Origin of the sequence: Haladaptatus sp. SPP-AMP-3 (genome assembly GCF_049568665.1) — an archaeon.
GTDB lineage: Archaea > Halobacteriota > Halobacteria > Halobacteriales > Haladaptataceae > Haladaptatus > Haladaptatus paucihalophilus.
In genome coordinates this window covers 285862-304647 of the sequence record NZ_CP145897.1, presented here as the reverse complement: position 1 = coordinate 304647, position 18786 = coordinate 285862, and the positions used below count along the sequence as shown (strand labels likewise).

The 18786-nt window shown below is 61.2% G+C and carries 20 protein-coding genes; 5 read left to right on the top strand and 15 right to left on the bottom strand.

Annotated elements, in window-relative coordinates:
* Nucleotides 1–3 precede the first annotated feature (3 nt).
* Entirely contained in the window at nt 4–138 is a 135-nt protein-coding gene (locus V5735_RS01965; protein WP_423744831.1) for a DUF7331 family protein, read from the top strand.
* Between the two features lie 106 nt (nt 139–244).
* Here V5735_RS01965 and V5735_RS01960 read toward each other — a convergent pair whose 3' ends face one another.
* Nucleotides 245–775: a GrpB family protein gene (locus V5735_RS01960; protein WP_423744830.1), complete on the bottom strand. Its 531-nt coding sequence runs from the start codon at nt 773–775 to the stop codon at nt 245–247.
* Nucleotides 776–881: 106 nt separating this feature from the next.
* On the opposite strand from V5735_RS01960, the gene V5735_RS01955 reads away from it, so the two are divergent.
* Entirely contained in the window at nt 882–1145 is a 264-nt protein-coding gene (locus V5735_RS01955) for a hypothetical protein (protein ID WP_423744829.1), read from the top strand.
* Between the two features lie 34 nt (nt 1146–1179).
* On the opposite strand, the gene V5735_RS01950 is transcribed toward V5735_RS01955, so the two are convergent.
* From V5735_RS01950 to V5735_RS01935, 4 genes are all read right to left on the bottom strand, one after another.
* Nucleotides 1180–1452 carry a hypothetical protein gene (locus tag V5735_RS01950; RefSeq protein ID WP_423744828.1) on the bottom strand — a complete coding sequence of 91 codons (273 nt, stop codon included), beginning with the start codon at nt 1450–1452 and terminating at the stop codon, nt 1180–1182.
* Between the two features lie 102 nt (nt 1453–1554).
* Complete coding sequence (locus V5735_RS01945) at nt 1555–2331, bottom strand: nucleoside phosphorylase (protein WP_423744827.1); 777 nt, start codon at nt 2329–2331, stop codon at nt 1555–1557.
* Between the two features lie 133 nt (nt 2332–2464).
* Nucleotides 2465–4294, bottom strand: coding sequence for an acetyl-CoA carboxylase biotin carboxylase subunit (locus V5735_RS01940; protein WP_423744826.1), 1830 nt, complete (start codon nt 4292–4294; stop codon nt 2465–2467).
* A 161-nt stretch (nt 4295–4455) separates the two neighbouring features.
* Nucleotides 4456–4605, bottom strand: coding sequence for a hypothetical protein (locus V5735_RS01935; RefSeq protein ID WP_423744825.1), 150 nt, complete (start codon nt 4603–4605; stop codon nt 4456–4458).
* Nucleotides 4606–4702: 97 nt separating this feature from the next.
* On the opposite strand from V5735_RS01935, the gene V5735_RS01930 reads away from it, so the two are divergent.
* Nucleotides 4703–5524 (top strand): class I SAM-dependent methyltransferase, encoded by an 822-nt coding sequence (locus V5735_RS01930; RefSeq protein ID WP_423744824.1) that lies wholly within the window; start codon nt 4703–4705, stop codon nt 5522–5524.
* Between the two features lie 431 nt (nt 5525–5955).
* Here the strand turns inward: V5735_RS01930 and V5735_RS01925 are convergent, their stop codons facing one another.
* Nucleotides 5956–6255 carry a hypothetical protein gene (locus V5735_RS01925; RefSeq protein ID WP_423744823.1) on the bottom strand — a complete coding sequence of 100 codons (300 nt, stop codon included), beginning with the start codon at nt 6253–6255 and terminating at the stop codon, nt 5956–5958.
* A 418-nt stretch (nt 6256–6673) separates the two neighbouring features.
* Here V5735_RS01925 and V5735_RS01920 point away from each other — a divergent pair, with 418 nt between their 5' ends.
* Complete coding sequence (locus V5735_RS01920; RefSeq protein WP_423744822.1) at nt 6674–7195, top strand: immunoglobulin-like domain-containing protein; 522 nt, start codon at nt 6674–6676, stop codon at nt 7193–7195.
* Between the two features lie 210 nt (nt 7196–7405).
* Nucleotides 7406–8206 (top strand): hypothetical protein, encoded by an 801-nt coding sequence (locus V5735_RS01915; protein WP_423744821.1) that lies wholly within the window; start codon nt 7406–7408, stop codon nt 8204–8206.
* Nucleotides 8207–8793: 587 nt separating this feature from the next.
* Here the strand turns inward: V5735_RS01915 and V5735_RS01910 are convergent.
* From V5735_RS01910 to V5735_RS01870, 9 genes are all read right to left on the bottom strand, one after another.
* Complete coding sequence (locus tag V5735_RS01910) at nt 8794–9060, bottom strand: acc operon protein (RefSeq protein WP_423744820.1); 267 nt, start codon at nt 9058–9060, stop codon at nt 8794–8796.
* Entirely contained in the window at nt 9041–10585 is a 1545-nt protein-coding gene (locus V5735_RS01905) for an acyl-CoA carboxylase subunit beta (protein WP_423746049.1), read from the bottom strand. The genes V5735_RS01910 and V5735_RS01905 overlap by 20 nt, the downstream gene beginning before the upstream one ends.
* A gap of 96 nt (nt 10586–10681) precedes the next feature.
* Entirely contained in the window at nt 10682–12004 is a 1323-nt protein-coding gene (locus V5735_RS01900) for a sodium-dependent transporter (RefSeq protein ID WP_423744819.1), read from the bottom strand.
* 215 nt (nt 12005–12219) lie between these two features.
* Nucleotides 12220–13527, bottom strand: coding sequence for a sodium-dependent transporter (locus V5735_RS01895; protein WP_423744818.1), 1308 nt, complete (start codon nt 13525–13527; stop codon nt 12220–12222).
* A gap of 213 nt (nt 13528–13740) precedes the next feature.
* Entirely contained in the window at nt 13741–14448 is a 708-nt protein-coding gene (locus V5735_RS01890; protein ID WP_423744817.1) for an SDR family oxidoreductase, read from the bottom strand.
* A 42-nt stretch (nt 14449–14490) separates the two neighbouring features.
* Nucleotides 14491–15243 (bottom strand): metallophosphoesterase, encoded by a 753-nt coding sequence (locus V5735_RS01885; protein ID WP_423744816.1) that lies wholly within the window; start codon nt 15241–15243, stop codon nt 14491–14493.
* On the bottom strand, nt 15243–17000 hold the full coding sequence (locus V5735_RS01880) for a hypothetical protein (RefSeq protein WP_423744815.1): 1758 nt from the start codon (nt 16998–17000) through the stop codon (nt 15243–15245). Before V5735_RS01880 ends, V5735_RS01885 begins: the two co-directional genes overlap by 1 nt.
* Entirely contained in the window at nt 16997–18268 is a 1272-nt protein-coding gene (locus tag V5735_RS01875; RefSeq protein WP_423744814.1) for a Single-stranded DNA binding protein, read from the bottom strand. The genes V5735_RS01880 and V5735_RS01875 overlap by 4 nt, the downstream gene beginning before the upstream one ends.
* A gap of 87 nt (nt 18269–18355) precedes the next feature.
* The gene (locus tag V5735_RS01870) at nt 18356–18559 is read right to left on the bottom strand and encodes a hypothetical protein (protein ID WP_423744813.1); all 204 of its coding nucleotides are present in this window, start codon (nt 18557–18559) and stop codon (nt 18356–18358) included.
* Nucleotides 18560–18786: the final 227 nt, after the last annotated feature.

The window sequence follows — 18786 nt, the reverse complement described above, 5'->3', positions numbered from 1 at the left end:
AGAATGACTGACCGAGCACCTAACGAGATAGAATACAGCGAATACGAAGACGAATACGGAACCGTGGCGATGTTCTACGACCCGGAGAACCACCGGGCGTGGATTCGCTCCAGCACGACGGTTTCGGTGCGACGATAAGCGGCGCGTATTTTCGGAACACCGGTCTGTCGAGAGTCATCACTGGTGTTCGCGGGTACCACCGCCGAAGACGGTCGCGCGTTGGGCTACCGGATGAGCGACGAACTCAAGGGTTGCGTTCGTCACTCGCGCGTTCGAGCACGCGCCGGATGAACGGTTCCTTTTTCCGCGTGTACGTCTGCCTGTCGTCCCCGTGCTCGTCCGCCAACTCCCGCTTCAGGCGGTCGTACTCCGCGGCGGAGGACGGGTGCTCGCGCAAGAAATCCCGGAATAGAACGGATTCCCGATAGCAGTCGCTTCCCGCTTCGGTCAGCGAGAGATAGTGCGTCCGGTTCGCCCGCGGTCCCTTGGCGAAGAACGCGCGGTCGGGAATCCCGTCGTTCGGTCGATACTCGTAGTCGTGGCCCTCTAGCACGGAAACGAGTCGCGCGGCGTGAGACGCATCCTCGACGACGGCGAGCACGTCGATGATGGGCTTTGCGGCGATGCCCGGGATAGCGGTGCTTCCGACGTGCTCGAAAGCGAGTCCGTCGTCGCCGGTGACCTCCCGTATCCGTTCGACCTCCGTCTCGTACTCCCGTCGCCACTCGGGTCGATGCGGTTCGAGTTCGACGGTGCCGCGCTCCAGACCGACCATACGCCTTCCATGGGAAACCCGGAAATAAACGTTCGCACTGGATACGATGTTCGCCCGAGCGTGACTTCCACGCAATATTTATTCCCGCTTGTGACGAATTAGAATCATGAACCGCGCCCTCCTCCACTACGTGTCGTTGGGTATCATCGGGCTCTCGTTCGCCACGCTTTCCATTCCCGACCTCGCGGCAGGAGACTCCAGCATCAGCCTGTGGCTGTTTGCCATCAGCGGGGTCGGTCTCATCCTCGGGGGGCTCTACGACGTGCTGACTGGTAGCTTGAACGACTTCGAACCGGACGGTTTCACGCCGCTCGTCGTCCTCGGCGCGGTACTCTCGCTCGCTGGCGCCCTCCTGTCGCTGTTTCCGTGAGCACGCGTGGACGGGGCATCCGTCGAGACGCGGCCTACAGGAACTTCCGAACGCTCCAGTACAGCCACGTGAGCACGTCCCCCACGGCGGAAACGGGATTGAACCCGGCGTCCGGATTTCTCGCCGGTTCGAACTCCTCATCGAGCGTCGCGGACGAGCAGCGACGTATCTCGCCGGAGTTGACCCGTCTCCCGTCGGCGTCGGTGACTCGCAACAGCGTCACTCCGTCCGTCCGCCCCACGACGCGATGAACGTTCGATTCGGGCGGTTCGCCCGCCGGTCGGTAATGCTCGCCGAGGTCTTGCATGTGTCGTCCGAGTATCCGTCCGTACACGTGGGGGTTATATGAAACGTTTCCCTCTCGACCCGGAGTCTCGGACCACGCGCATTCCGCGGGCGTCGTCGGTGCTCACGCCACGCCGTTTTCGAGAACTGCCTTCGCGGTGTCCCCGAGGTGTTGCATGTCTTCCCCCGTCAGATGGAACTTCGGCTCCCAGTCGGCGGGGCCGAGATAGTCGCTGACGACGAACATCGACGCGGCGTCCACGCCGCGATGGGCGGCGACGGTGAACACCGCGGACGCCTCCATCTCGACGGTGAGGATGCCTTCGTCGGCGTACCGCTCGACCTCCCGTTTCGTCTCTCGGTACATCGCGTCGATGGTCCACGACGGTCCGATGTGGAACCGTTCGTCGCGGTCGCGGAGCAGTCGGATGGTCTCGTCGGTGAGCGATTCGCTCGCGTGGGCGAATTTCTCGGGCGCGGCGTAGTGATGGGACGTCCCTTCGTCGCGGATGGCCTTGTCACAGACGATAAAATCGCCCATATCGATGGTGTCGTCCAGACACCCGGCGAACCCGACGGAGAGGAACGTCTCCACGCCGTCCGCGACGAGTTCGTCCATCAACATCGCCGTCGTCGGCGCTCCTATCCCGAAGTTCCCGAGGACGCCGACGGCGTAGTCGGCGTCCGAAAAGGAATAGAGGTCGCCGTAGTAGTTCCCCACGTGCTGGCCGTCGTGGGTTTCGGTGAGGTAGTCCATCAATCCGCGACTGTAACAGAGGACGACCGCCTCCGGAAGTCTCGTCCGTCCCGTTTCGCTTTCCGCGTGTCGGTACTCGGAGTGTTGGGCGGGTGTGACCAGCGGGTCTGCCGCCTGTTTTCCGGGGAGATTTGGAAACGCCATCGTTCGTGACGAGACAGGACACCGTAATGTGTGTTACGCGGATGTGGTAGATGATACCGCTCGCCACGAGTCGGTAGCAGAGGCTCGACTCGACCGACCCGAAAATCGCGTTTCGACTGTCGTCAGTGTCCGGTCAGTCAACGACGACGAGCACGTCGCCCATATCGACGCTATCGCCTTCGCTGACGGCAATCTGCGTGACGGTACCGCCGCGGGACGCGACGACGTCGTTTTCCATCTTCATCGCTTCGAGGACGCAGACCACGTCGCCCGACTGAATCTCGTCGCCCTCTTCGACCTTCACGTCGAGGATGGTGCCCTGCATCTCGGCGGACACGGTTTCCCCTTCGGCGTCCACGACGGCCTGACTGCCGCCGTCGCCGCTGCCGCCTGCCGGTTTCGGCTTCTGGCCGCCGCCGTTGGAACTCGACGGGACGGCGGCGACGCCGCCGCGGTCTTCGAGGTTGATCTCGAAGCGCTTGCCGTTGACCTCGACCGTGAACTCGCGCTCGACGACTTCCTCGTCCTCGCCCGCGGATTCGGCCGAACCCCACTTCTCCTGTGCCTCCTCGATTCGGTCTTGGTCGAGGTGGTGGTCGAGGTACTTCGTGGTGTGGGTCCCCGCGACGAACTCGTCGTCTTCGAGCATCAGGCGGTGGAACGGGATGATGGTCGGGATTCCCTCGATGTCGTACTCCGCGAGTGCGCGCTGGGAGCGTACGATACACTCCTCGCGGTCGGCACCGTGGACGATGAGTTTCGCTATCATCGAGTCGTAGTCGGTCACGAGGTCGTCGTCCTGTCGGAGCGCGTCGTCCAAGCGGACGCCGATTCCGCCCGGCGGGTCGTAGGTCGTCAGTTTCCCGCCCGTCGCCGGAGCGAAGTCGTTCGCGGCGTTCTCCGCGTTGATTCGGAACTCCATCGCGTGGCCTTCGAGTTCCACGTCGTCCTGTTCGAAGCCGAGCGGTTCGTCGGCCGCGACTCGAATCTGCCACTTCACGATGTCGACGTCGGTCAACCACTCCGTGACGCAGTGTTCGACCTGAATCCGGGTGTTCACTTCGAGGAAGTAGAAGTTCGTGTCCACGCCGAGGAGTTCGCCATCGCCGCGCGTCTCGTCCTCCTCCACGAGGAACTCGAAGGTACCGGCGTTGTAGTACCCGGCGGCGTCCGCACCGTCACGGGCGGACTCCGCTATCTTCTCGCGGAGTTCGTCCGAGAGCGCGGGCGACGGGCCTTCCTCGATGACCTTCTGGTGGCGGCGCTGGAGCGAACAGTCGCGCTCGCCGAGGTGGCGGACGTTGCCGTGGTGGTCCGCGATGATCTGCACTTCGATGTGGCGCGGGTTTTCGAGGTAGCGTTCGAGGTAGACGTTGGCGTTGTCGAAGTACGCCTCACCCTCTCGCTGGGCGGATTCGAGTTGGTCTTCCGCTTCTTCGGGGCCGCGGACGACTTTCATCCCGCGGCCGCCACCGCCACCCTCCGCCTTGATGGCGACGGGGTAGCCGTGTTCGTCGCCGAAGTCCGTGACCTCCGACGGGTCCTCCACGGGGTCCGTCGTGCCGGGGACGATGGGCACGCCAGCCTCCCGCATCGTCTTCCGGGCTTTCGTCTTCTCGCCGAGTTGCTCCATCGATTCGCTGGCCGGGCCGATCCACGTCACGCCATCGGTGGCTTCGACCAGCGCGGCGAAGTCGGCGTTTTCCGCGAGGAACCCGTAACCGGGGTGTATTGCGTCGGCACCGGCCTTTTTCGCGGCGTCGATGATGGCCTCTTGGTCGAGGTACGATTCGGCCGCTCGCGCCGGGCCGACGTTGTACGCCTCATCGGCGTAGCGCACGTGTCCGGAGTTTCGGTCGGCGTCGCTGTAGATGGCGACGGTGTCGATTCCGAGTTCCTCACAGGCGCGCATCACGCGGACCGCGATTTCCCCGCGATTTGCGACGAGAACCTTGTCGAACATTCCTGCGGGAAACTATTCGGGTGGACCACCTCATTCTGTCGGTTCAGGGCCGGCCATCACGGCGTCAACGGGTGATTTTCCCACGGGTTGACGGAAGCGCACGTCCGCCCCGTTCCCGCGTGACGCGCTCACCTGTCGAGAGCGGAACCTTTTTCTTCCCGTCAGATGACATCAGGGTCGTGCGACGACCGACTCCACCCCACGCTGGACGCCCGAATCACGGGCCAGCGCCTGCTTTTCGCCGGGTGGAGTCTCGATTCGGCCGCTGACGCGGCGTCGGGGTGAAACCGGGCGAGTCGTGTTTTCACCATCGAACGAACCACACCCCACACAACAGATGAACATCGACGAACGGACGGAACGACGTATCGCCAGCGAAACGATTCGACGATTCGGCGAGGGCCGACGATGAGCGACATGGACCCCGCGCGGTACTACGACGAGTACGGCGAACACGAGTGGGAGCGACTGGAACGCGACCCCGTTACCCGCATGGAGTTCGCAAACACGGTCGATTACCTCGGCCGGTACCTCCCCGACTCGGGCCGCGTCCTCGACGTGGGCGGCGCGTCGGGCCGCTACGCGCTCCGGCTCGCCGAGTGTAATTACGACGTAGCGCTCGTGGACGTGAGCGAAACGCAGGTCGAACTCGCCCGCGAGAACGCCGCCGAAAGCGGCCTCGAAGACGTTATTTCGGCGGAGCAGGGCGACGTCCGAGACTTGCGATTCGAGAACGAGGTGTTCGACGCGGTGTGCTGTCTCGGTGGTCCCTTAAGCCACGTCGTGGACGACGACGAGCGCGCCACCGCCATGCGCGAACTCCGCCGGGTCGCCGCATCCGACGCCCCCGTCTTCGTCTCCGTCATCAGTCGCTTCGCACCCCTCCGGGACATCATGAAGTTCAACCTCGAATCCAGCCACGGCCTGCTCGCCCCCATCACCGAGGACGGCAAGTACACCGCCGAACGCGTCGCCGAACACGCCGATGGAGAAGGCTGGGCGGAGTGTCACTTCTTCCGCGCCGACGAGTTCGAAGCGGAACTGGAGGACGCCGGTTTCGACGTCGAGCAACTGGTCGGTTTGGAGGGCGTCGCCAACCGCATGAAACCCGAACTGGCCGACGCCAGCGACGAAGCCGTCGAGAGCGTGCGCGAGGTCGTCCGGATGCTTCGAGAGGACCGTGCCGTGGTCGATTTCTCGGAGCACATGCTGGCGGTGTGTCGAGTATAGAATCTGGAGCGTTTGCTCGTCCGGCGGTGTGCTTGGCCACCTCCGTTCAATTACGCGGGAGTGGACACGCCCGGATATCCTCCATCAATCCATGAATCGTTCCTGGTGCATTACGTGGTGTGCAACTCTGTTGAAATCGGTGGTCGGTCCGATTGCTCCGACCGATTGGATGCAAAGCAGTCCGATTTCTGGGGTTTCGACGAGTTTCGAGATGCGCGATTGGTTTGGTAACCGAAGTAGAACGTACGACGGCAACGAGGTCGAATTCTCGAATTCGCCTGGTTGTGGCGACTGACTTCCTGTGGGCAGTATAAGCAGAAGTGGACTACTCCCAGCACCCCTATCGCGATCTATGTGCGACGATTCTCAACCTATCTGGATTATAGGGATTAGTTGTCACGTACACGAATTTCTGAAAGATCCAGGGGTTCTCACTCACCGCATCTGTTCACGTACATCCCTATGTGACCGTCATCGTGAAGGAATACATCGACATATGAGCATTTATCGTATGTCTGTCTCGTAATCTTCAGTGAACTCTTCGTATTTGCGTCTTTATAGTGTATTTTCAACAGATATCTCCCAGGTTCTTGGGGAAGATCTCTGATGGTCGTCGGTCTGGCTTTTACGCCATCTTTATGCTTTACATTGTAGACCTGGTTCAGAATTTCCTCCTCGTTATATTCTACGCTGACCCCTACGGTTACGTCTTCAAATTCTTTGAAATTCACCAATCGGATCTTCGTCAATCTGACTCCGTTATTAGATGCTTTGGAAGCACACCCACTGAGTCCAGCAAGCCCAAGTAGTGAGAGAGATTTAATAACGTCTCGTCGTGAGAAAGACATTACTACGCCTATAGAATGTGATGAGCATAAGCTTGGTCTTCCGTTTACTTGTATAAATATGGGAAACTTCCTTTCCCCCCAACAAGATATGTATCTCCTCACTGACTCTGGTAATGGGGGCGAGTCGCAGAATATAGCTCTCTATTCAGCATAAAACTGATTTTCTACTTTCTACTAAGCGGCAATGTATCTACCCTGTTGTCTTTGAACCGATCTATTCGCTGATCATCGCGCAAATTTAGTGGGTAGAAACTCTCTATTCAGAAAACTTATAGCGGGAAGCGAAGTAGGCGAGAACGAAATGGCTCAGCAGTGGTCCCGGCGTGCAGTCCTCCACCTTTTGGGAATCTCTGCTGTCTCACTTGGTGGTTGTACAGCACTTGGGGACAGTAAGAATGCTCAACCGCTTACAGAGAAGTATGAGGAGATGCTCGAGTTCGAGGAGCCAATCACATACGAACATGATCACCTACAACTCTCGGGGCCAGAGCAGCCGGTTGCTGGTGATACAATCGAGTTTACCGTTACAAATACGAGCATGACTGAGATCTCGCTCGGATGCGGTAATCCGTGGACGCTTCAACAGCAGAGAAACGGTCGCTGGCGCGAAATGATGTGGACTACAAGTGATGTCTTCAATGCATGTTTGAGCGTTCTCAAACCCGGCGACTCCATTACCGAAAACGTCACGCTAAGGCGCTCGGCACTCGAAACCGAAAGTGAGATCGTTAAACACGAATTCATACCTGGGTTGTATCGGTTCGTATTGCTCGCGTCTGACCCCTTCTTCACGACCAACTTCCGTATTAACCCGTCTAAGTGATGATTTGTACGGCATTCACTTGAGACTGGGTGTGTCCACACCCGCTTAGTGCAACATGGAGAACTAAGAGAGCCTATCAAGCGTATCAAACTCGGAGGATTCTGGAAGAAGCTCGGTAGGAGTTCTCTCATACTACGAAGAAAGCATCTAGACCGGCTCAGATGGCTATTCAGCAAATAATATACGTCGTTTACGCATAGATGAAAATGTATGGAACTGAATATTTTTATCTCACTAGTTTCGGGAGTATTGTCGGTACCATATTTTAGCAACGCAATTAGTACGTTCAAGATATTTCGGCCGATTCGCTCGGAGGCATACACAGAAAAACAGATTGCTGACACAGGAGATTCAGTCGTGTTACGAGGGGACGTAACCGTTGACTCACCTCCAGAGGGATCTATCCAGCTATTTCCGGCTTATAAGCCAGCAGTAGGAGCATATCTGTGGCGGATATCACATATCGATAACTTATATGTTATCGATTTAGAAGACAGAACAATATCTCGAGCTAAAGTGGGGTACGAGTCCGGAATCGAGTATGGTGATTTCTCGATTACCACCAAGGAGGGAACTGCAAAGATCGATCCGACGTGGCTTATTCGTACCCATAATACGATTCCATTGTCCGAGGCCACCATCTCAACAATACCGAGAACCATCAGTTTCTCGCCCAGTATGTGGTCGTCGCCATACATCCATCTGAGAAGCACCGAGACCGTACACGAGATCGAAGACGTTAACGATCTAGTTAAGTCGAAAGACGACGGAGCGCGCCAGTACTACGTCCAGGCGAAACCGATAGAGAGTGAAACAACACTTACCGTATACGGTAACGTTCGCACCGAGGACGAAACTTCAGTACTCTACGGAACTGATGCGTCACCTCTTGCGATTACAGATCAAGAACCGGAGGAATTTCGTCGCTATCTTACGAGACGGCTAGTAAAATACGGAGTACTCGCACCACTACTCGTTATAATTGCTATCTTCAACTGGTTTGTTATCTGAGTTCTGCTGATATTCGCTTTCGAGCCAGTGAGCGAGGTCCCGAATGTGGCACATTTGCTGCTATATAGGTACTGAATTCTGTTCGCTTGTACCAGCCGCATTAAGTTGGCGGGGAATACATAGCAGTATCTTGATATGGGGTATGGACACAAACATTGAAAAATATCCCAACAGATTACTAGTAATACATCAATGAGGAATCAGTTACTGCAGTACGTCACAGAATGGCGGACATGGTGGGATCTTGCAGCGATAGCATTTCTTATTGCGTCTCTGTCTCTTCTGCTCCGTCTGGCAATCCCACATGCCCTCCTTGTCATGCGGTGGGGATTTCTTGGTTCAATCGTGCTCTTTTTCATCGGCTTTGTCTGCCTTCATTGGACCCAAGAATCGTCGAGATCTTCACAATGAGATCCTTGGAGGAGCCAAAAGTAAAGCGAAGGATACAGTTTAACTGTGCGTGTAGTGGTTGGCCTACTGACCGTTAGTGCGACAAGCGGGAGTGAGACAGCTGGACCCCCGCCAGTTCACTCTTCGCGTACAAGTGGACCACGTTTACTGCCACCAACTCATAACCGAAAGTGAACTCAGTACCGCGTCGTCCGCCCCGCCGCGCTCCACGCGTTCGTCGGGGCGTTCGTCGGGACGCGAACGTTGCGATTCTGCAACCCGGCCATCCGTCCTGCGAAGCGCCAGCGGTCGCCCTCCCAGTCCGGTCGTTCCTCGCCCTCCGCGGCGGCCGCCTCCTGCTCGCGGAGGTGGACGTTGATTGCCGCGATGATGGCGGCGGCTTCCTCCTCGGTGGCGTCCGGCGGAATCGAGAGGTTCACGTCCTCAGAGCGGGATGTTGCCATGTTTCTTTTCCGGTTGCGATTTGCGCTTGGTCGAGAGCATTTCGAGGTCGTCGATGAGTCGCGGGCGAGTGTCCTGCGGTTCGATAACGTCGTCCACGAAGCCGCGGTCGGCGGCGGTGTACGGGTTGGCGAACTGTTCGCGGTACTCGTCGATAAGTTCGTCGCGGCGGGCGTCAGGGTCGTCGGCCTCGGCGAGTTCGGAACTGTACAGGACGTTGACCGCGCCCTGCGGGCCCATCACCGCGATTTCGGAGGTCGGCCACGCGTAGTTCACGTCCGCACCGATGTGCTTCGAGGCCATCACGTCGTAGGCACCGCCGTACGCTTTGCGGGTGATGACGGTCATGAGCGGCACCGTCGCCTCGGAGTAGGCGTACAGCAGTTTCGCGCCGTGGCGGATGATGCCGCCGTGTTCTTGGTCCGTGCCGGGCATGAAGCCGGGCACGTCCACGAACGTCACGATCGGGATGTTGAACGAATCGCAGAAGCGGACGAACCGCGAGCCTTTCTCCGAGGACTCGATGTCGAGGGTTCCGGCGTTGACTCGGGGTTGGTTCGCCACGATGCCGACCGAGCGGCCGTCGAGGCGGCCGAAGCCGACGACGATGTTCTTCGCGTAGCCCTCCTGCACTTCGAAGAACGAATCCTCGTCCACGACGCCCTCGATGACGCGCTGGATGTCGTACGGTTTGCGCGGTTCGTCGGGGACGACGGATTTCAGTTCCTCGTCGCGGCGCTCGGGGTCGTCCCACGGTTCGAAGCGCGGCGGGTCCTCGACGTTGTTCTGCGGGAGGTACGAGAGCAGGCGGCGGATGTCGTCCAGCGCCTCCTCCTCGCTGTTCTCGGCGAAGTGGGCGACGCCGCTCTTTCCGGTGTGGGTCGTCGCGCCGCCGAGTTCCTCGAACGTGACTTCTTCGCCCGTGACCGTCTCGATGACGTCGGGGCCGGTGATGAACATGTGGCTCGTGTCCTTCACCATGAAGATGAAGTCGGTGATGGCGGGCGAGTAGACCGCACCGCCGGCGCACGGCCCCATGATGGCCGAAATCTGGGGGATGACGCCGGACGCTTGCTGGTTGCGGTGGAAAATGTCGGCGTAGCCCGCGAGCGACTCGACGCCCTCCTGAATCCGCGCACCCGCCGAATCGTTCAGACCGATGACCGGCGCGCCGACTTCCATCGCGCGGTCCATCACCTTCGTCACCTTCTGGGCGAACACCTCGCCGAGCGACCCGCCGAAGACGGTGAAGTCGTGGGCGAAGACGAACACCTTGCGGCCGTTGACCTCGCCGTAGCCCGTCACCACGCCGTCGCCGGGAACCTGTTTCTCCTCCATTCCGAAGTTGTGACTCCGGTGGGTTCGGAGTTGGTCGAACTCGTTGAAGGTGCCGTCGTCGAGGAAGTAGTCGATGCGCTCGCGCGCCGTCATCTTCCCCTTCTCGTGCTGCTTCTCGATTCGCTCCTCTCCGCCGCCTTTCTCCGCCTCGCGGCGCTTTTCGCGTAGTTCGTCGATGCGCTCGTCCATCGTCATCGCTGAACACCCGGACGCGTTGTCATTGCGCGTTTGCAGTACGAGCGAGCGCAAAAGGTTTCCGTACTACGATGAGGACAGTTCGACAGCCTACAATAGCGAGTAGAGGTTCACCGCGAGGGTGACGAGCAGAAACAGCGGGAGAACGGTCCTGACGCTCCAGAGCCACGGGACGCCGAGGGAACTGGCGAGTCCTCCCGCGCCGGAGTCGAATTCGGCGAGCGCGTCCGACCCGAGGACCCATCCGGCGAAGACGAGGAATCCCGCGAGTCCGGCGGTCAGCATGAGGTTGACGAGGGTGTCCGCGACGAAGGTGAACAGGTCGGGGGCGAGCGCACAGACCGTGCCGGTGACGAGGATGACCCCCGCGAGGCTGAGCGTCGCCGTCCGCCGCGAGACGCCGTGTTCGTCCACGAGGTACGCGACTGGGATTTCGAGCATGCTGATGGAACTCGACAGGGCGGCAAAGAGGATGGCGGCGAAGAACCCGACGGCGACGACCCTGCCGTAGGGGACTTGAGTGAATGCGCCCGCGACGGAGACGAACAGCGCGCCGGGGCCGCCGCCCGCGGAGGCGTCAGTGAGACCGCCCTGAAACGCGAATAGGAGCGGGAAGACGACGAGTCCGGCCAGCACGCCGACGGCCGTGTTCAACATGGCGATGACGCTCCCGTCGAACGGGAGGCTGTTGTCCTCGCCGAGGTAGGAGGCGTAGGTTATCATCGTCCCGACGCCGAGCGAGAGGGTGAACAAGGCCTGTCCGGCCGCCGCCTGCAACAGTCCGATGGGGTCGTTCCGAATCGGCTCCGGGTTGAAATCGAGGAAGAACGAGAGACCCGAACCGGCGTCGGGTTGGGTGATTGCCCACCCCGCCAGCACCGCGAGCAGGAGGATGATGAGGGGCATCATCACCTTCGTCGCCTTCTCGATGCCGCCGCGAACCCCGCCGAGGACGACCAGTGCAGTCAGCGCGAGGAACGCAACTTGGAATGCGGCAGCTTCCCAACCGAAGCTGATAGTTCCGAAGTACTCCCCCGGCGCGGCGAAGTACGACCCGGTGAAACTGGCGAGGAAGTATCGAACGATCCACCCGCCGACGACGCTGTAGAACGACAGCAGGACGAGCGCGGTGACGACGCCGAACAGACCGACGAAGCCCCACGATTTGGTGCCGGGCGCGAGTCGAGCGAGTGCGCCCGCCGGATTGCGTTTCGACCGGCGGCCGATGACGAACTCCGCGAGGAGTCCGGGGACGCCGACGAGCAATACGAGACAGAGGTAGACGACGAGGAACGCGCTTCCGCCGTACTTGGCCGTCATCCACGGAAAGCGCCAGACGTTGCCGAGGCCGACCGCGCTCCCCACCGCCGCGAGGATGAAGCCGACTCGGCTCGCCCACGATTCACGTACCATTGCTATGCACTCGCTTGCCCAGCGGTTATGAGGCTTTCGAGGTTACAAACCATCAAACTGCTTTTATCATGGTTGATGCGCCGTCCCAATCGCGTTTTCGGGACGAGAAGAACGGTAAAATTCGGTATCTAGTTATGATTCGTCAGAACCGTGACTCGACATTTAAATAGCCACCGAAAATAAGAAACTCGTCTGTCTCGCGGTTCGTCGGTCGTTTAGAAGAACGACATCAGGCTCAACGCGAGCGTTCCGACGACGGCGACGAGCACGACCACGCGGAGGTGCGTGAGCCAGATGGTGCCGAGGTTGCCGCTGGTGTTTCCGAGTCCGCGGCGGAATTCTCGGACCGCACCGGAACTGTACACCCAGCCGACGAAGATGACGGTGAGGACGACACCGAGGGGGAGCAGGAGGTTGTTCGCCACCGTGTCGAACGTGGTGAACGTATCGAGGCTCAGCGCCGAGGGGACGCCGAGCGCGAACACGATGGCACCGACGCCGACGGTGATGACCGGACGGCTGAGCGAGTAGTTGTCCACGAAGTACGACACGACCACTTCGAGGAGGCTGATGGCGGACGAGAGCGCCGCGATGAGCAGGATGACGAAGAACACGAAGCCGATGATTCCGCCCGCGGGGAGCTTCGCGAACGCCTGAGCCAGGGTGACGAAGACGGCACCCGCACCGGCGTCACCGGGCTCGATGCTCTGTGCGAACAGCAGCGGGAAGACGACGAATCCGGCCAGCACGCCGATGAAGGAGTTCAGCGCGACGATGCTGAGTCCGTCCGAGAGAAGGTTGTCGTCGCCGTCCAAGTAGGAGGCGTAGGTGACCATCGCCCCCATCCCGAGCGAGAGCGAGAATAACGCCTGTCCGACCGCGGCGGGGATGATGGACTGGTAGTTCTCCACGATGACGCCGAAGTCGGGCGAGAGGAAGTAATCGTACCCGGCGGCGGCCCCGTCGAGGGTGAACGCCCAGATGGCGAGCCCGACCATGAGGACGGCGATGGAGGGTACCATGATTTTGGTCCCCATCTCGATACCCTTCTCGACGCCGAGCGCGACGATACCGACGACGAGTAGCATGAACACGAAGTGGAACAGTACCGTCCCGGTACCGGTCGAAATCTGTCCGAAGTACGTTCCGGGGTCGCCGAAGTACGCGCCGTTCAGGCTCCCGATGACGTACTGGATGACCCATCCACCGACGACGCTGTAGTACGACAGAATCCAGAACCCGGTGAACAGTCCGAGCAGGCCGATGATTCCGGCCACTGGACCGCCGAGGTTTCTGAACGCGTCCACGATGTTCTTCTTGGTTTCGCGTCCGACGACGAACTCCGCGAGGATGGCGGGGAGTCCGATGAGTACCGCTGCGATGAGGTAGACCACCAAGAAGGCAGCACCTCCGTTTTGTGCCGACATGTATGGAAATCGCCAAATGTTGCCCAGACCGACTGCGCTACCGACCGCAGCAAGAATGAACCCCATTCGGGATGTCCACGTTTCTCGTTGTGACATGCGTATGCGTGCCATTCTTAACTGAGAGGTATAAACTACACGGTGTCTATTAACCGTATTAATTATAAAATGCTCTTTACTATTCTGTGGTTGAAAATTGTACGCTCGGCGGTTGAGAATCGAATGTGCGGATGTAGTGGTGGTTGATATCGTGTCACTTTGTGACTATTTAACGCCGTACTACTGAAACCGACTGTGACGTTCCGGTCGCAACTAGGCCTCGCCGTACACCGGAACTGCCGCCCCGCTCGTCACGCTCGCGGCGTCGCTACAGAGGAAACAAATCATTTCCGCGATATCCTCGGGGGCGACCCATTTCTCATGGTCCGCGTCCGGCATCATCTCGCGGTTCGCGGGCGTGTCGATGACGCTCGGCATCACGGCGTTCGCCCGGACGACCCCGGAGTTCTCCTCCGCTATCGTTTCCGTGAGGAGACGAACACCCGCTTTCGACGCACGATACGGTCCGTCGCCCTCGCCGCCTTCGAGCGAGGAGCGCGCGCTGACGCTCACGATCGCCCCGTCGCGCTCCTGTAAGTGCGGAAGCGCGTGTTTTGACGCCAGAAACATCGTCTTCAGGTTCACGTCGAACAGCAGGTCGAACGTTCCCACGTCGGTTTCCTCGACCGGCGACCCGCCCTTCCACGTCCCGGCGACGTTGGCGAGCGCGTCGATGCCTCCGTGGTCGGCAACCACGTCCGACACGACCGACTCGACGGCGGACTCGTCGGTGAAGTCCGCCCGATAGAACTCCACCCGCTCGCCGTCGAGTAGCGCGTCTTCCTCGTCCGGTTCGACTACATCCGTCGCACAGACGGTCGCGCCCGCGCCGTCGAACGCGGCACAGACCGCACTTCCGAGTGCGCCGCTCGCGCCCGTGACGAGGACCACCGCACCGTCGAAGTCGAAGCTCACGTCCATGGACCGTCCAACACCGTGCGGGATGAAAACACGCACGGCCGTTCAAATCGCGTCGTACCGACCCAACCGCGCGCCGTCCAGCAGGTACGCCTCTCCGTCGGAAAGACCGTCGGGCAGGAACGGTGCGAGGAAGTCCTGGCCCGCGACGTTGACCCACGTTCCACCCGTCAGGTCGTTGAACGCGGGGAAGACTATCAGTTCGCCGCCGCCCGCCACCTCCGACGCTTCTTCTTCACCGTACTGTTCCTCGAACGCGCTCGGATTCAGCCCGCCGCGCAACCAGACGCGCTCGATTCGACTGCCGCCGACGGAATCCTCCAACCGCACGCACGGGTGTTCGTGACCGACGCACACCACGTCCGCGGAAAGCACGTCCCTGCTCGGCCACGTGTGCCCGTGAACGAATCCCACGTCGCCGAGCCGGATTCCGTCGCCCGGCGTCACCGAGCAGTCGATCCACGATTCGATGTCGCCGTCGTGGTTTCCCTTGACCAGCGTCACCGGGAGGTCGATGGATTCGAGGAATACCTCGATTTCGCCGCGTTCGGCACCCCCCGGTCCGGCGATGGAGTGCATGAGGTCGCCGAGGACGACTACCCGGTCCGGGTCGGTGCGTTCGACCAGCGATACCATCCGCTCCCGGCGCTCTCCCGCGCGGCTATCGAGGTTGATGCCCTGTTCGTATCGGAGGCCGTCCTCGATTCCGGCGTGGTAGTCCGCCACGACGAGCGCCCGCTCGTCGCCGAGCGTCGCGGTCGCGGCGGGTTCGCCGGGGACCGGTTCGACCAGCGCCATCAGATGGGCTTCAGGGTCTCCTCGCCGGATTCGTAACACCGTCCGGCCATCAGCGCGTCTTGGAGCGCGTCATCGACGTCCGCGGGCGTCACGTCGTAGGAATCGACCACGCTGGCGAGCAGGCGCTCGTGCTCCACGCCGTCGCCGTCGTTCATCCCCCGCATGACTTCCATCACCGTGTTTTCGAGGTTCTCGGGAACCGGCTTGTCGCCGTCGCCCCCGCCCGCCGATTCGGGTTCCGTTTCCGTCGCCGATTCTGTCCCGCTATCCTCGCTCGGCGTCGGTTCCGGTTCGGTCGCTTCGGTCTGCTCCGGTTGCGCCGCGTCGGCGTCCGTGCCGGTCGCTTCGGCCGGTTCGGCGGCGGTGTCGGATTCGGGGTCCGCCTCCGATTCCGCCTCCATCTCCTGGGCCGGTTCCGGCGTCTCGATGTCGCCCTCGCCGGGTTCGCCGACCTCCGCGCCGGTGGTGAACTCGGTGCCGAACTCCTCCTCTATCTGCTCGCGCTCGCCCTCGTCGAACTCGTACATCTCGCCGCTGACGTCCTCGCCCATCGGCTGGTCGAAGTCGTCGGGACCGTCCTCCTCGTCCGACGGTCCGGCGTCGAAATCGCCGAGGTCGTCCGCGGACTCGCCGGAGTCGCTCACGGACGTCTCGTCCGACGGTTCCGCGTCGAACTCCTCCACGCCGGTTTCGCCGACGGGTTCCGGTTCGACCGGTTCGTCCGTCTCCGCGGGTTCGCGGGCCTCTGCCGGAGGCGTCTCCGGTTCGGGGTCGGCGTCGGGAACCGTCGTTTCCGCGGCCGGTTCGTCCGCCGGTTCGGGTTCCGTCTCGAACGTCGATTTCGGTTCCGCCGGTTCGGCGTCGGTCAGGTCGGCGTCGGTCGGCCCGGTGTCGCTCGATTCGAACGCCGCTGATTCCGTTTCCGCTTCGGCTCCCGAGTCCGAACCGGCTTCCGCGTCGAACTCGGCCGACGTTTCGGGTTCGTTGGCCGGGGATTCCGTTTCGCTCGCTCCAGTTTCGACCGCCGCGGTGTCGAGCGAGACGTCCACATCGAGCATCGCGTCGCCGGGTTCGTCCGGCGACGCGTCGAGCGTCCCAACTTCGTCACGTTCGCCCGCGACGACTCGCGTGGCGTCGAGCGCGACGTTCTGCAGTTCCGCGAGGTACGGCGTGCTCGTTCGGTAGTGGTCGAGCGCCAGCGGCACACCGGCCGCCAGTCCCGTGTCCACGTCGGCGGCTTCGAGCGCCCGTCGAAGTTCCTCGCCGTACTGGCCGGAGTCGAGCGCGCCCGCGAACGTTTCGATGCGCGAAAGGGTCTGTTCCGCGGTCTGGACCACCCACCGGTCGCGCGTTTCGGCGTCCACCGCGTTCATACTCTCGGGACGAATCGAGGTGTACACGAGGTCCGAATCCTCGGGTTGGAAGGTCCGCGCCTTGCCCGTCACCGCGACGAACATCGGCGGGTCGGCGCGTTCGAGGAACGCGAGCGCGTCCGGCTGGTACTGCCCGGCGTAGACGACGAAGCCGCCCGTCGGGTCCACGATGCGGGCGCGGAGCACGTCGTCGCCGACCTGCTCTATTTCGGTCAGCACGCCGACGACGAACAGGCGGTTGATTCGCGCGCCCGTCGGCGTGACGACGTAGTTCGGGGCGCGCTCCTCGTCGCTGTCCGAGTGTTCGAGCGAGGAATCGTCGTACTCGGCCGCGAAGATTCGCCATGCAACTTCCCGACGACCGACGCCACCCTGCGAACTCATGCGTCCACCTCCGCGAGGAAGGCCTTGGCGCGGTCGATCGGGTCGTCGTCCGTCTCGGCGAACTCGCTCGCTTCGAGGTTCGCACCGTAGTCGTCCACCGACAGGTTACCGCGGACGCGGTACTCGTGGCCGACGATTTTCTCGCGGATGGTGTCCGCGACGACCTCCTGGTCCATCGCGTCGCGCGCCTGCTGACGGGCCTTTTCGAGGCCGCCGCCGTACACCTCGGCGGTGAGTTCGTCGTCCAAAATCGCGGTGACGGTGCCCGTCCCGTCGTCCACGATGGCCTTCACGCGCAGGTCGTCTCGGCCGTCCACTTGGCCGTGGCTTCTGCACTGTCCTTTCTGCACGACGCGGCCGCATTCGGGACAGCGCTGGATGAGTCCCGACCCGTCGCGGACCGCGACGATGTTGCCGAGGACCTCCACGTCGAACGCGCCGCCGGTTTCGACCGCCTCGCGGACGGACATTCGCGTCGCGCTGTCGTTCACGTCCACGTCGCGCGCGAGGGATTCGACCGTCGTGAACTCCGAGAAGTTGATGGACGGCACGCCGCGGAACTCGCGGACGTACACGTTGTCCACACGAAGCCCCGCTCCTTCCGTCACCTCCTCGCGCGCCTCCCAGTCGGTGAACGGCAAGCGCGCGGACTCGTCGGCGACGACGCCGCTCTTTATCTCCGTCTCGCCGTCCCGTCCGTCGATGACCTTGTTCTCGACTTCGAGGACGGTCACTTCCAGCGCGACGCCGCGGTCCCCCGGCGTCACCTCGGCCAGCGTCGCGTCGCCGCCGACCGTGTACGGCACGTCGAGGTCGGTCTCCTCGCGGGCGACGTTGGTGCTGTCCCCGAGGTTGAGTTCCGGTTTTCCCTCCCACTCGCGGACCCCGGCGTTACCCGCGGTGATGACCTGCCCCGCGCTGAGGTTGAAGTCGTTCCACGCGGTGTAGGATATCTTCCCCGTCTCGTCGGCGAGTTCGCCCTCGAAGATGGTCTGTTCGTTACCCTGATAGCGAATCGAGCGCTTGCCCACGGTGAGCACCTTCGCGGTGATGGTGACGTTGCCCATGTCGGTCGTCACGTCGGCGATATCGGCGGTGGAGGGGGCGGAACTTCCGCCGCCACCGTCGCCGTACTTTCGGCGAAGGCTCTGTTTGGCTTCGTCTATCGGGACGCTGTACTCGATGAGGTTCTGCAGGTCGGCTTTGACCTCCTCTTTGTCAACACCGAGGTCGGAGGCGAGCGCCTCGGCATGGTCGTCGACGTTCATCACTCGAAGTTGGGACGGGATGGATTAAAAGTGTTCGTCGTCGCTAGATGTGAGGGAAGGAGATGGGGGGTCGAACGCTCGTTTCTCTCAGTATGTGCCAATCGCTGTCAAAATAATCCCGAGGAGCGCGATTGGAATGCTCAAATACACGAGTATTGGGCCAAGGGCGGGACTGCCCTCTGAGACAAATACGCCGGCTAAAATCACCATATAAATTCCGAAGAGAAGCGTCCCAATCCCACCGATTTGAATCGATTTTCCGTCCATGGCTCGTTCGTGGAAGATGAACATATTTTGGGACGATAGCTCTTTGGTTTCAAATATGCAACAACAACGGTGGCCCAAACCGCGTTGAACGCTCTCGTTCGCTCCGAGTTGTTCTGGTAGTATCGTGGTTACAACTGCCGAGCAATAGTGAAGACCGCCACCGCGCCATACTCCCCCCCAACCGACTCCTCGCACGGGTGCACTACCGTACGCCTTCGCGCGCCGTGCGGCGGGTTTGTATCGGCCAGCCT

Excerpts from the sequence above, each read along its gene's own strand:
- V5735_RS01965 (WP_423744831.1), top strand. The coding sequence starts at position 4 with ATGACTGACCGAGCACCTAACGAGATAGAATACAGCGAATACGAAGAC.
- V5735_RS01960 (WP_423744830.1), bottom strand. The coding sequence starts at position 775 with ATGGTCGGTCTGGAGCGCGGCACCGTCGAACTCGAACCGCATCGACCC.
- V5735_RS01955 (WP_423744829.1), top strand. The coding sequence starts at position 882 with ATGAACCGCGCCCTCCTCCACTACGTGTCGTTGGGTATCATCGGGCTC.
- V5735_RS01950 (WP_423744828.1), bottom strand. The coding sequence starts at position 1,452 with ATGCAAGACCTCGGCGAGCATTACCGACCGGCGGGCGAACCGCCCGAA.
- V5735_RS01945 (WP_423744827.1), bottom strand. The coding sequence starts at position 2,331 with ATGGCGTTTCCAAATCTCCCCGGAAAACAGGCGGCAGACCCGCTGGTC.
- V5735_RS01940 (WP_423744826.1), bottom strand. The coding sequence starts at position 4,294 with ATGTTCGACAAGGTTCTCGTCGCAAATCGCGGGGAAATCGCGGTCCGC.
- V5735_RS01935 (WP_423744825.1), bottom strand. The coding sequence starts at position 4,605 with ATGGTGAAAACACGACTCGCCCGGTTTCACCCCGACGCCGCGTCAGCG.
- V5735_RS01930 (WP_423744824.1), top strand. The coding sequence starts at position 4,703 with ATGAGCGACATGGACCCCGCGCGGTACTACGACGAGTACGGCGAACAC.
- V5735_RS01920 (WP_423744822.1), top strand. The coding sequence starts at position 6,674 with ATGGCTCAGCAGTGGTCCCGGCGTGCAGTCCTCCACCTTTTGGGAATC.
- V5735_RS01915 (WP_423744821.1), top strand. The coding sequence starts at position 7,406 with ATGGAACTGAATATTTTTATCTCACTAGTTTCGGGAGTATTGTCGGTA.
- V5735_RS01910 (WP_423744820.1), bottom strand. The coding sequence starts at position 9,060 with ATGGCAACATCCCGCTCTGAGGACGTGAACCTCTCGATTCCGCCGGAC.
- V5735_RS01905 (WP_423746049.1), bottom strand. The coding sequence starts at position 10,585 with ATGGACGAGCGCATCGACGAACTACGCGAAAAGCGCCGCGAGGCGGAG.
- V5735_RS01900 (WP_423744819.1), bottom strand. The coding sequence starts at position 12,004 with ATGGTACGTGAATCGTGGGCGAGCCGAGTCGGCTTCATCCTCGCGGCG.
- V5735_RS01895 (WP_423744818.1), bottom strand. The coding sequence starts at position 13,527 with ATGTCACAACGAGAAACGTGGACATCCCGAATGGGGTTCATTCTTGCT.
- V5735_RS01890 (WP_423744817.1), bottom strand. The coding sequence starts at position 14,448 with ATGGACGTGAGCTTCGACTTCGACGGTGCGGTGGTCCTCGTCACGGGC.
- V5735_RS01885 (WP_423744816.1), bottom strand. The coding sequence starts at position 15,243 with ATGGCGCTGGTCGAACCGGTCCCCGGCGAACCCGCCGCGACCGCGACG.
- V5735_RS01880 (WP_423744815.1), bottom strand. The coding sequence starts at position 17,000 with ATGAGTTCGCAGGGTGGCGTCGGTCGTCGGGAAGTTGCATGGCGAATC.
- V5735_RS01875 (WP_423744814.1), bottom strand. The coding sequence starts at position 18,268 with ATGAACGTCGACGACCATGCCGAGGCGCTCGCCTCCGACCTCGGTGTT.
- V5735_RS01870 (WP_423744813.1), bottom strand. The coding sequence starts at position 18,559 with ATGTTCATCTTCCACGAACGAGCCATGGACGGAAAATCGATTCAAATC.